Below are 11615 nucleotides of genomic sequence, written 5' to 3'. Positions count from 1 at the left end.
GAATCTAAAGCATAAAAAAACACCCATGAAATGAGTGTTTTTTAAAATTATAAGTAATTGGATTTAAGCTATCCAATGTCTAAAATTCACTTTCTTATTGAGAATATCTGGTAAATCTGTGATTAAAACACGTTGTTGTTCCATTGTATCTCTATCTCTTACTGTCACCATATTGTCTTCTAGTGTATCATGATCAACGGTGATACAAAGTGGAGTTCCAGCTGCATCTTGACGTCTGTAACGACGGCCTACTGCATCCTTCTCATCATATGCTACACGATAATCGTATTTCAAATCATCGATGATTTTTTGTGCTACTTCTGGTAATCCATCCTTCTTTACTAGTGGTAAAATAGCCGCTTTTACAGGAGCTAAGATTGCTGGTAGTTTTAATACAACTCTTGAAGTTCCATTTTCTAATTCTTCATCTTGAAGTGATGCAGAAAATACTGCTAGAAACATTCTATCAAGCCCTATTGATGTTTCTACCACATAAGGCACATAACTCTCATTGAGCTCTGGATCAAAAAATTGTAATTTCTTTCCAGAATGCTCTTCATGTGCTTTAAGATCAAAGTCTGTTCTAGAGTGTATTCCTTCAAGCTCTTTAAACCCAAATGGAAAGTTGAATTCTATGTCTGTTGCTGCATTTGCATAATGCGCAAGTTTCTCATGATCGTGAAAACGATAATTCTCTTCTCCAAGGCCTAATGATTTATGCCATTTTAAGCGTGTCTCTTTCCAGTGCTCGTACCACTTCATTTCTTCTCCTGGGCGTACAAAAAATTGCATTTCCATTTGTTCAAATTCTCGCATACGAAAGATAAACTGACGCGCAACAATCTCGTTTCTAAATGCTTTTCCTGTTTGAGCAATTCCGAATGGAATCTTCATACGCCCTGTTTTTTGGACGTTTAAGAAATTTACAAATATACCTTGAGCCGTTTCTGGACGTAAGTATAAATCTGTCGCTGTCTCTGCAGATGCTCCTAGTTTTGTTCCAAACATCAAATTGAACTGGCGTACATCTGTCCAGTTTTTTGATCCAGACTCTGGACATCCTATTTCCAGTTCTTCTATAAGTGCTTTTACTGCTGGTAGATCTTCCGCATCTAGATATTGTGCAAGTCTTGCGGTTGCACTTTTTTGCTTCTCGCGATACCCCATAACTCTAGGATTTGTCGCTTCATATTGCACTCTATCAAAGCTTTCTCCAAAACGCTTTGCAGCCTTAGCAATTTCTTTCTCTGCTTTCTGATTGAGCTTTTCTGCATAATCTTCAACGAGTACATCTGCACGGTAGCGCTTCTTTGAATCCTTATTATCAATAAGTGGATCAGAAAATGCGTCTACGTGACCAGAAGCTTTCCATGTTGTAGGGTGCATAAATATTGCGGCATCTAGACCTACAATATTTTGGTTCATTTGCACCATACTCTTCCACCAGTACTCGCGTATGTTTTTCTTAAGCTCAACACCGTTTTGACCGTAGTCATACACAGCACTTAGGCCATCATAAATCTCACTACTACCAAAGATGTAGCCGTATTCTTTTGCGTGAGATATTACTTTTTTAAAATGATCGTCTTGTTGAGCCATAGTCTGTAGATTAATTATGCAATCTATTAATATTGATGAGGTATAAGGTTACGCTTTCGCGAAAGCGTAAAAACCTCTCAAACCAATAAAATAAAGTTATTTGTTTCCGTTTGTAACAAGCTGTAAAAATAGCAATCCCTCCGAAATAACGGAAATTGCGATTGCCCTATTTTAAAGAAAGTATGGTAGAGAGTAGCATGGAGCCTTCGTGATAGACATTTATAGTGTAATCACCACCTTCCATCTGTTGCACAGGCAGAACAAGCTCGCAGATGGTATATGCGGTTTTATTAAATGCAATCGTAGTTTTTGTATTATAGCGTACCACAGACCCGTCTTCAAACTTTTCATTACGTTCTACGCCTATCATGCGACCTCGCCCATTAAGTACCTGTACGTAAAAAGATTTATTTTCTGCCTCTGCAAGTTGATTATCGTTTACGGTAAAACACACCTGCATCATCTCAACGCGACTCGCTCTAGAAGTCATAAAAAACTTACCGCTATTGCGCTGAATCACTCCTCTTGCTGCGAGATTACTTACTGTAAGACGTGCTCCTTGTGTAAGTCTCTCTGCTAGATCTCTATTAGATTTCTGTATGCTGTCTTGAGATTTTGTCGCTAGGTCAAGTGCTTTTTGTGTTTCTTGTTGCAATGCGACAAGACGTTTTGTTTCTAATTGTAGACTATCATTTGCACTTATAAAAAATTCTCGCTCTCGACGCAGTCTTTGTATTTCCATTTGAAACTGCTGCATTTTTGATCTACTCAGGTCGTCGTCTCTTAGTGTTTCCTTGAGTTGTAGGAGTCTTGATTGCGCTTGTTTAAGCGCTCCTTTTAATGCATCTCTCTCTTTTATAAGTGTGCTGTATTTTGACAACTCTTCATCCAGCTGTGCTGTAACTCTTTCTTTATCATTCACTAGCTGTGCCTCACGTTGCTGCACTTCATTTTGAAAATTATAGGTATGAAACCCTAGGCCCGCAACAACTAAGCAGAGTAAGATTACAAGGAGTAATAAGGTATTATTGGTACTTTTAGTACGCATAGATGTTCTATTATTCACATAAAGGGGTTAATTTAGAAAAAAAAAGTATAAGCCATTGCTACAATCGCTCCGTTCTCTATTTTTTCCAGAAACCTGTAAATCTTGTGACAGCGAACTCATCGCTGCCGAAAATATGATATGTACACATTGTAGGCATACATTACCTCTCACAGATTTTCATAGGTACAACGACCCTGCAATTAAAAAAGTATTTTATGGACGCCTCAATATAGAAAATGCGACAGCATTATTTTATTTTGAAAAGAAAGGTCCTGTGCAAGAACTCATGCATAATCTCAAATACCGAGGACAGCATGAGATAAGCGGCTTTCTAGGAGCATGGCTAGGTGAAGATCTTAAAATTCTTGAAGAATATAGTCGTATAGATGCAGTAGTTCCAGTACCTATACACCCAAAGAAGAAAAGAAAAAGAGGGTACAATCAAGTGGAAGGCTTTGGTAAATCACTAGCCAAAGCATTAGATGCTCATTATGTAGATGATGTGCTTGTCAAATCAAAAAACACAAAAACGCAAGTATTTAAAGGACGTTTTACACGCAGTGATGAAGTACTTGATGCTTTTTCAATTGTAATGAATAGCAATCTTGAAGCTAGACACATCTTACTATGTGATGATATCCTAACGACTGGAGCAACATTAGAATCATGTGCGTTACAGCTTCTTAAAATACCTAATCTTAAATTAAGTATTGCCGTGATGGCAATAGCACAATAGGTATTTCGTTTTGGTTAAAATAATTGTTTCTTTGTAGTCGCATGACAGATAATCCTTGGTATCATTTTAATAGAAGACGCGTAGCTACATTTATAGTAGTTATGGTGAGTATGGCACTTACTCTCGTAAACTGTGCAAAACGCGGATCTCCTACCGGAGGACCTATGGATAGTTTACCTCCAGTTTTTGTGAAGTCTACACCTCCTAACTTTACTACAAACTTTGAAGGAGACGAAATTCGAATTTATTTTGATGAGTATGTAAAACTTAAAGATCTTAGAAAACAACTTATTATCTCGCCTCCTATTATCAATAGAGTAATCTCTCCACAGGGGTCTGCATCAAAATACATAGAGATTAAAATCCAAGATACACTTGCTCCTAATACGACCTATGTTTTCAATTTTGGGCTCAGTATTGTGGATAATAATGAAGGAAATCCTTTTCCTTCGTTTAAGTATGTGATGTCTACAGGAGACTATATAGATAGCCTTACTGTATCTGGAACAATTGTAGATGCGATCTTAGACAAGCCTGATAATTTTGTAACCGTGATGCTTTATGAAGCAGATAGTACGTATACAGATTCTACTATTTATAATAAGCCTCCATTATATGTTACAAACACTTTAGATAGCCTCAACACGTTTGAACTAGACTATCTAAAACCTGGAACGTATGCGCTTGTAGCTTTAAAAGATGAAGACGCAAATTATACTTTTCAACCTAAAAAAGATAAGGTTGCTTTTATAGAAGATTTTGTAACTATCCCAACTGACTCGTCTTATACACTAAAGTTATTTTCAGAAACACCCGCTTATAAAGCCTCTCGCCCTAAACATGCTGCCGAGGGTAAAATAGCCTTTGGTATTAGTGGTTATACAGATAGCATCGCTATAAACCTCTTAACGGATGTGGGAAATAATCACGAAACCACCATCACAAAAAAAGGAGAGGATACTTTATATTACTGGTACAAGCCACGAGTATCACTTGACTCGCTCGTCTTTAATGTTACTGCACCGGGTTATAGTGACACCCTGCAAGCTAGAATACGTAAGCCAAAACTAGACTCTCTAGCCTTTTCTTCAAAATATCGCAATGCTGTGTTGTTAGATAAACCGTATCGCATACTCAGCAATATTCCAATAGACACCATTAATCAGTCTTTAATAACCGTTGTAAAAGACTCTGTCGAGATTCCTTTTACCTATTCTTTACAAGATAACAGGACTTCTTTAGATATCGATTTTGAGAAAGAGGAAAAAGCTAGTTATAGTATCAAAGCGCTACCTAATGCGATTACAGACTTTTTTGGCCAACAGAATGATACTCTTTTCTACAAAGCAAATACTAAGGAGTTCTCAGATTATGGAGATATAGAACTCACCCTCAAAAACGCAAAGAACTTCCCGTACATCATCCAGTTAATGGATAAAAGTGATGAGATCATACAAACACAATACTCCCTTCAAGAGACTGTTTTTAACTTTAAGCTCCTCAAACCAGGCTCGTATAAAATACGCCTTATAGAGGATTCCAATAATAACCGTCTTTTTGACTCTGGAAATTATTTACAGAAAAAACAACCAGAGGTGATTATCAATTTCCCTGGAGAAATTGATGTACGACCTAGTTGGTTTGCCAAGGAAACTTTTGAACTACTTCCTAAGAAAACAAAGGTTAAGGACACTATTCAAGAGTAAATCTGTCTTTGTCTTCTAGAAAAGGCAACTTACATCTGGTTTCATTTACATGCGCTTTGGTTAACATAGTGGTCACTACGCCTTCTTGAGTGTGTGCTGTCACCATCTCATCTCCTAGCACATCATACACAGCAGAGTGACCTATGTATTCAAGGTTATTACCATCTACTCCCACGCGGTTTACTCCTACACAATAAGACATGTTTTCTATAGCTCTAGCTTTAAGGAGCGTATCCCAAGCCGCTATTCTAGTTTTTGGCCAGTTTGCAACGTAGATAATGAGATCATAATCAGATGTATTACGCGCATACACCGGAAAACGCAAGTCATAACAAATCTGCGGAAAAATCTTCCAACCTTTATAGTTAATAAGCACCTGTTTATCACCCGCTTTATACTGCTCTCCCTCACCAGCCATATTAAATGTATGGCGTTTATTATAGCTCGTTATTTCACCTTCTGGAGTGACAAATAAAAACCGATTGTAATAGAGACCTTCTTCACTTATTATTAAACTTCCGCAGATGGCTGCTTGTGACTTAAGAGCCTGTTGCTTCATCCACTTTACAGTTTCTCCATCCATAGTTTCGGCCAGCGATTGCGGACTCATAGAAAATCCAGTGGTAAACATCTCTGGCAGAACGATAAGATCACTATCTCTGGGAACTTTTGCTATCAATGTTTCTTGATGCGCTCTATTGCGATTTGCGTCTTCCCAAAAAAGCGAAGTTTGTATGAGGCTTACTTGTAATGTTTCTGATTTCATAGTATAAAGATACATTTACGGTAGAACTTTCCATCTGTACTATCTTTACAATGAATACGTACACGCTATGCAAAACACAATTGCTCAAAGAATCTATGATTTTTTAAAACAGTTTCCGCCATTTCAATTTATGGCAGAGAGTGATTTGCTGGATATTTGTAGCCAAGCTTCTGTGCTTTACCTTGATAAGGATGAAGTTATTTTTAAACGTGATCAGGCCTACAGTGACCGTTTTTATATCGTTCAGCAAGGGGCTATAAAGCTTACGAGACCATCCAAGGATGTCATTAAGGTAGTAGATATTTGTGATGAAGGAGACCTTTTTGGCCTCAAAGTGACCTCTACAGATACTTATAGAACGACTGCTACGGCAAACGAGGAGACGATAATCTATACGTTACCAATGGAGGAGTTTTCTGCTTTCGCGAAAGCGAACAAAGCCATTTCAAACTACCTCATCGCTAGCTTTGCATCAAACATAAAAGATCCATATACCTTACAGCAAAGTGGCTCTTTACTGAACACCTATGAACCCGAACGTAGCGCACATTTATTAGGGTTAGAACAAGCACGATATAGCACATCTATCATCACTTGCTCTCCAGAAACTTCCATACAAGAAGCAGCGAGATTGATGCAACAACATCGCATAGGATGTTTAGTAATTACAGTCAATGCAATTCCAGTAGGTGTTCTCACAAATCGAGAATTGCGTAATGCTATTGCAAATAATATCATCTCTAGTGATCACGTAGTACGCGATGCAATGATTACTCAGGTTGTCTGTGCCGTTCCAAAAGTAACCGTAGCTCAAGCACAACTTATACTGCTCAAAAATGGAATAAGTCATCTCATAATTACCGAAGACGGAACAGCCAGCACAAAGGTAGTAGGTGTGTTAAGTAAACATGACATTGTGGTCGCTTACGGCAACAGCCCCGCCGAACTCATAAAGGAAATAAAACGAGCAAAAAAGACCAAAATGCTGCGGTTTACTTGGGAAAAAGCAACGCTTCTTCTTGAGCGCTACCTAGACCAAAACTTACCTATATCACATATACTTAATATTTTTTCTGAGCTTAAAGACACTCTCATGCAACGTACCATGGAGCTCTCATTAAGCAAGATGGCACATAATCCTCCAGTACCATTTACATGGCTTGCATTAGGTAGTCAAGGGCGAGAGGAGCAATTACTTTATACAGATCAAGATAACGCTCTTATTTATGAGGATGTGTCTCCAGAAAACAATGAGGCGACAAAAAATTACTTTCTGCATCTAGCAAATAGGATGAATAAGCGCCTACATAAAATAGGTTATGATTACTGCCCTGCAGATATGATGGGAAGTAATCCGCTATACTGTTTATCACTTTCTGAGTGGAAAGCGCAGTTTTCTACATGGATTAAAGATCCGTCTCCAGAAAGCATGTTGCTATCGGGAATATTCTTTGACTATAGAATGGTCTATGGAACTCAAGAATTAGTAGGAGAACTTACTGCTTCTATTTATGACCAACTATCTACATCTTCTGTCTTTTTTAGATTTATGGCAAAGGATGCACTTAAAAATCCTCCGCCGGTGAGTTTCTTTCGCAACTTCTTAGTGGAGTCAGATGGAGCACATAAAGATGAATTTGATATAAAAAATCGAGCTATGGCTCCTCTTATAAGTGGCGCCAGAGTGCTTTCACTTTACCATAATTTACGTAACATAAATCACACCTCAGAACGTTTTGAAAAACTTGCCGAGCTAGAGCCACAAAATAAGGAGCTTTTTGAGAGCTGCGCTTACGCTTTTAAAGCACTTCTTAAATTTAGAGTCAAACAAGGGTTGCGCAACGATGATAGCGGCCGCTTCATTAAACTAGCCGATTTATCAAAGGAGGAACGCCTCAAACTAAAACGATGCTTTAAACCACTACGCGATTTACAAGAAGTGTTACGTGTACGTTTTCAAACTCAAAATTTGAGCTAGATGGGATTATTTACTACATCACCTCAAAGAGATTATCCTTCCTTCTGGACACAGTATCTTGCTGCTTTTGCTCAGGAAAAAAGTCAGGCAGGCTTTTTAGGTAGTACTCTAGATGGAAAAAAGCTTCACACCACTCGTTTTGTAGTATTTGACACCGAAACTACGGGTTTACATTATAAAGAAGATCGTATTCTATCTATAGGAGCGGTCACCGTTATTAATAATGAGATTTCTATAGCACAGAGTCTAGAACTATATCTCAAGCAAGATATATATAAGCCTGAAAGTGCAAAAATACATGGCATCCTCCGCAATGGAAGTTATGAGCAAGTAAATGAACAAGAGGCTATAGAAAGATGCTTAGAGTTTATAGGAACAGATATTCTCATAGGGCACCACATAGGTTTTGACGTTGCAGTAATTAATGCAGCCCTCAAACGTGCTCAGCTGGGAAAATTAAAAAACAGAGTACTCGATACAGAAACGTTGTACAAAAGACTTGTGCATCCTATAAACAGACCTTTACAAGAAAAAAGGTACACGCTAGATGAACTTGCCGAAGCGCTCAAAATTCCTTTACACGATAGACATACTTCTGCAGGAGATGCGCTTATTACAGCCATAGCTTTTATAAAAATTGTGAAGCGGTTGAACAGCGATGGCTCACTTACAGTAAAACAATTATTCAGAAAAAACTAGATGATTACAAAAGACACACTTTTCGTTTTTGACATAGATGGGACACTTACAGATAGTATTCCAACGTATCTACCTGTTATTACCAAAGTTCTAGCAGATATAGGGCTTCAAGATATAGACACCGATTATGACAACTATCTACACCACACAGATCTGTATGCGCTAGAGTATAATTACGAGCGTACTTTTAACAAGAAAGCTCCAGCCAACTTAAGATATGAGCTAGACCACTTACTGGGTGAAGAATTATCTAAATGTAGTCCCGTTACCGAAATTCCAGGCGCGCGCTCATTGTTATTAAAGTTACAAGAAATGCAAATTCCATTTGCTTATGGAACGGGTGCTTTTCCAAAAGCTACTGCTATAAAAATGGAGGGTTCTCAAGTTCCTTTTATTCCAGAGGTACTTGCAACTTCGTTACATAATATTTCTCGAGTGGGATTTGTAAAAGAAGCCATCGAGAAGTCTAAAGAATATTACAATAGAACGTCCTTTGATAATATCATAGCTGTAGGTGACGGACTTTGGGATTTAAAAGCCGCGCAAGAACTTGAAATTTCGTTTTTAGGAATAGGAACAAAAAATCGTGAAGCAATGCTGGATAATGGCTGTAAAAACTGGATAGAAGATTATAGAAAATTTGACTTGAACTCACTAAAGTAAGAAGCGCATATGGGTCAAGCTACGAACTATTTTTAATGAGTCACATTTTCGCGAAAGCGAAATCACTCATACTAACTTATTTCTCTTCTAAAATTTCCATAAGGTTTGTAGATCCTTGCATTTTTGCGTGATCAAAAGCGGTGTTACCTTTCTCATCTTTATGAGACAAGTTGGCTCCATTTTCGATAAGCATTTGCGCAATTTCTGACTGGGCAAAAGTGGCTGCATAAATAAGCGCTGTCGCCTGGTTAAGATTTACAGCATTTACATCTGCCCCGCTCTCGATAAGAAGTTTTGCAATTACTGGATATCCTTTAAAACAAACACCCATAAGCGCTGTATTTCCAGAGCTATCTTTAGCGTTTAGATCTGGGTTATGCTTTAAAATAGCCTCGCTTATGTCTTGGTTTCCGTAGTAAGTGGCAAGTAATAAAGGTGTAGAACCACGTTGATCTTTAATATTTACAAGTTCTGGATGCGCAGTAATAATTGCATGTACCATCTCTAGATCTCCGTTGCGTATTGCATCAAATAATTTGTCATTCATAACTTACAGTCTATACTACATGGAGTTGCTTTTTGTGATTACTCCGAAAACATAAAGATAAAAACAAAAATGATATACTCCATTTAAATTAACGTCTCTTGCGAGAATTGATGCTTATTATTTTACTGCAGTTATTTAATTAATTGTTAATTATAATTACCTTAAGAGCTCTACAACATCTTAAAAAGTACTTTAGAGTTATAAAACGCACACTAACTATGAGTAATACTGCGCTTTCTAACTGGCTTGAAAAAGATAATCTAGCATCTACCGCTACACGAGGAGTGATTTCTGGAGTATTAGGAGGTCTAGCAGGTACCATTGTTAAAAGCGCCATAGAACGAGTATTACCCGTAAGACAGCCAAACACCGACAGTGCACAACTTAAGCTTGTAGATAATATCTCTGAGAAACTTACTGGCGAACCGGTGAGCACATCAAATCGAGATCTCGCAGAGCAATTAGTGAATATTCCCATTGGAGTAACATTAGGAGCTAGTTTAGGCTATGCAAAACGTGATAGACCAGAGACTAACCTTGTAGAGGGAGCGCTCTTTGGTACGACAGCATATCTCGCAACGCATGAAACCTCGCTTCCATTAATGGGCCTAGAAGATGAGCCTAAAGATATCCCTGTAAAATTACAAGCAAACGAATTTCTAGCTCATGTTGCCTTTGGAGTAACAGCAGAGCTCATACGAGGTTGGGTGGCACGTAAACTAGACGACTAGATGCTTGTTAAGATTTCGGCAGCTTTTTTGAGTGTCTCGTCATCTTTGGCGACACAAAATCTCAGCATTTTATAATCTTCTTGATTCACATTAAATACCGACGTTGGTATAGACGCTAGTTTATGGGTTGTGGTTAACGCTTTCGCGAAAGCGGTGTCACTCTCACTAGTAATTGCAGAATAATCCAGCATCTGAAAGTAAGTGCCTGCGGCAGGTTTTGCTGTAAATCGCGAACCTTCAATTAGGTTTAAAAATAAATCTCTTTTCTGCTGATAAAAATCGTTCAGTTCTAAATAATGACTAGGTTCCTTGAGGTACTGGGCAAAGGCTTTTTGGGAAGGATGATGCACTGAAAACACATTAAATTGATGTACTTTTTGAAACTCTACCATCAACTCTTTTGGAGCAACTGTATATCCCATTTTCCACCCTGTATTATGAAAAGTCTTCCCAAAGGATGCCGTAATAAAACTGCGTGCTCTTAATGCTGGGTAGCGAGCCACACTTTCATGACGCTTACTATCAAAAACTATATGCTCATACACCTCATCACTTAGTAATATTATATCTGTACCTTCAAGAATACGCTCTAATTCAAGCATATCCTCTCTCTCCAGAATCGTACCCGTAGGATTGTGCGGAGTATTAATGAACAGCATTTTAGTCTTAGACGTTATCGCATCTTCTACCGCGTTCCAGTTCACTTTATAATCTGGCGCTTTGAGTTGAATAGGGACTACTTTACCGCCATTTACAGTCACAGCAGGCTCATAGCAGTCATAAGCAGGTTTTAATATAATCACCTCATCATCTGGACGTATAAATGCAGATACGATTGTGTAAATAGCTTGGGTTGCTCCAGCAGTTACTGTAACCTCAGTTTCTGGATGATAATCACTTCCATATAGGGTGTTGAGTTTTTGAGTAATTTCTTCACGCAAGCTGTAAATACCTTGCATAGGAGCGTACTGATTGTACCCATCACTCATTGCCTTTGTAACAAGCTGTTGCAGTTTTGGATCACTATCAAAGCCTGGAAATCCTTGCGCGAGATTAATGGCTTGATGTTCATGTGCCATCTTACTCATCACCGTAAAAATAGTAGTACTAACGTCAGGAAGTTTTGAATGAAAATGCATGTA

Annotated in this window: 11 protein-coding genes; 6 read left to right on the top strand and 5 right to left on the bottom strand. The window is 38.2% G+C overall.

Annotation, left to right across the window (positions count from 1 at the left end; genetic code table 11):
- Positions 1–63: 63 nt before the first annotated feature.
- A complete protein-coding gene (locus tag ACJJVW_RS08205; protein WP_405221221.1) occupies positions 64–1599 on the bottom strand; it encodes a glycine--tRNA ligase in 1536 nt (511 codons plus the stop codon).
- A 166-nt stretch (positions 1600–1765) separates the two neighbouring features.
- Positions 1766–2665: a hypothetical protein gene (locus tag ACJJVW_RS08200; protein ID WP_405221224.1), complete on the bottom strand. Its 900-nt coding sequence runs from the start codon at positions 2663–2665 to the stop codon at positions 1766–1768.
- 37 nt (positions 2666–2702) lie between these two features.
- Here ACJJVW_RS08200 and ACJJVW_RS08195 point away from each other — a divergent pair, with 37 nt between their 5' ends.
- Positions 2703–3383, top strand: a complete 681-nt coding sequence (locus tag ACJJVW_RS08195; RefSeq protein WP_405251295.1) for a ComF family protein — start codon at positions 2703–2705, stop codon at positions 3381–3383.
- Between the two features lie 41 nt (positions 3384–3424).
- Positions 3425–5089 (top strand): Ig-like domain-containing protein, encoded by a 1665-nt coding sequence (locus tag ACJJVW_RS08190; RefSeq protein WP_405251294.1) that lies wholly within the window; start codon positions 3425–3427, stop codon positions 5087–5089.
- Here ACJJVW_RS08190 and ACJJVW_RS08185 read toward each other — a convergent pair.
- Positions 5076–5855 carry an amidohydrolase gene (locus tag ACJJVW_RS08185; RefSeq protein WP_405251293.1) on the bottom strand — a complete coding sequence of 260 codons (780 nt, stop codon included), beginning with the start codon at positions 5853–5855 and terminating at the stop codon, positions 5076–5078. The genes ACJJVW_RS08190 and ACJJVW_RS08185 overlap by 14 nt on opposite strands.
- A gap of 67 nt (positions 5856–5922) precedes the next feature.
- On the opposite strand from ACJJVW_RS08185, the gene ACJJVW_RS08180 reads away from it, so the two are divergent.
- The 3 genes from ACJJVW_RS08180 to ACJJVW_RS08170 are packed head-to-tail and all read left to right on the top strand — an operon-like array spanning position 5923 to position 9195.
- Positions 5923–7833, top strand: coding sequence for a DUF294 nucleotidyltransferase-like domain-containing protein (locus tag ACJJVW_RS08180; protein WP_405251292.1), 1911 nt, complete (start codon positions 5923–5925; stop codon positions 7831–7833).
- Positions 7834–8532 (top strand): PolC-type DNA polymerase III, encoded by a 699-nt coding sequence (locus ACJJVW_RS08175; protein ID WP_298322846.1) that lies wholly within the window; start codon positions 7834–7836, stop codon positions 8530–8532.
- Entirely contained in the window at positions 8533–9195 is a 663-nt protein-coding gene (locus ACJJVW_RS08170; RefSeq protein WP_339845693.1) for an HAD family hydrolase, read from the top strand. It abuts the gene before it with no gap.
- Between the two features lie 76 nt (positions 9196–9271).
- On the opposite strand, the gene ACJJVW_RS08165 is transcribed toward ACJJVW_RS08170, so the two are convergent.
- The gene (locus ACJJVW_RS08165; RefSeq protein WP_298322851.1) at positions 9272–9742 is read right to left on the bottom strand and encodes an ankyrin repeat domain-containing protein; all 471 of its coding nucleotides are present in this window, start codon (positions 9740–9742) and stop codon (positions 9272–9274) included.
- 218 nt (positions 9743–9960) lie between these two features.
- On the opposite strand from ACJJVW_RS08165, the gene ACJJVW_RS08160 reads away from it, so the two are divergent.
- A complete protein-coding gene (locus ACJJVW_RS08160; protein WP_035334846.1) occupies positions 9961–10473 on the top strand; it encodes a DUF1440 domain-containing protein in 513 nt (170 codons plus the stop codon).
- Here the strand turns inward: ACJJVW_RS08160 and ACJJVW_RS08155 are convergent.
- Positions 10470–11612 (bottom strand): methionine aminotransferase, encoded by a 1143-nt coding sequence (locus ACJJVW_RS08155; protein ID WP_405251291.1) that lies wholly within the window; start codon positions 11610–11612, stop codon positions 10470–10472. The two genes, ACJJVW_RS08160 and ACJJVW_RS08155, sit on opposite strands and share 4 nt — an antisense overlap.
- Between the last annotated feature and the right edge of the window lie 3 nt (positions 11613–11615).

The organism is Dokdonia sp. Asnod3-C12, from assembly GCF_045063975.1.
GTDB lineage: Bacteria > Bacteroidota > Bacteroidia > Flavobacteriales > Flavobacteriaceae > Dokdonia.
Note: the sequence above shows the minus strand (reverse complement) of the source record. Positions and strands in the feature narration are given on the sequence as shown.

Coding starts and splice junctions, on each gene's coding strand:
- ACJJVW_RS08205 (WP_405221221.1), bottom strand. CDS start 1,599: ATGGCTCAACAAGACGATCATTTTAAAAAAGTAATATCTCACGCAAAA.
- ACJJVW_RS08190 (WP_405251294.1), top strand. CDS start 3,425: ATGACAGATAATCCTTGGTATCATTTTAATAGAAGACGCGTAGCTACA.
- ACJJVW_RS08185 (WP_405251293.1), bottom strand. CDS start 5,855: ATGAAATCAGAAACATTACAAGTAAGCCTCATACAAACTTCGCTTTTT.
- ACJJVW_RS08180 (WP_405251292.1), top strand. CDS start 5,923: ATGCAAAACACAATTGCTCAAAGAATCTATGATTTTTTAAAACAGTTT.
- ACJJVW_RS08175 (WP_298322846.1), top strand. CDS start 7,834: ATGGGATTATTTACTACATCACCTCAAAGAGATTATCCTTCCTTCTGG.
- ACJJVW_RS08170 (WP_339845693.1), top strand. CDS start 8,533: ATGATTACAAAAGACACACTTTTCGTTTTTGACATAGATGGGACACTT.
- ACJJVW_RS08165 (WP_298322851.1), bottom strand. CDS start 9,742: ATGAATGACAAATTATTTGATGCAATACGCAACGGAGATCTAGAGATG.
- ACJJVW_RS08160 (WP_035334846.1), top strand. CDS start 9,961: ATGAGTAATACTGCGCTTTCTAACTGGCTTGAAAAAGATAATCTAGCA.
- ACJJVW_RS08155 (WP_405251291.1), bottom strand. CDS start 11,612: ATGCATTTTCATTCAAAACTTCCTGACGTTAGTACTACTATTTTTACG.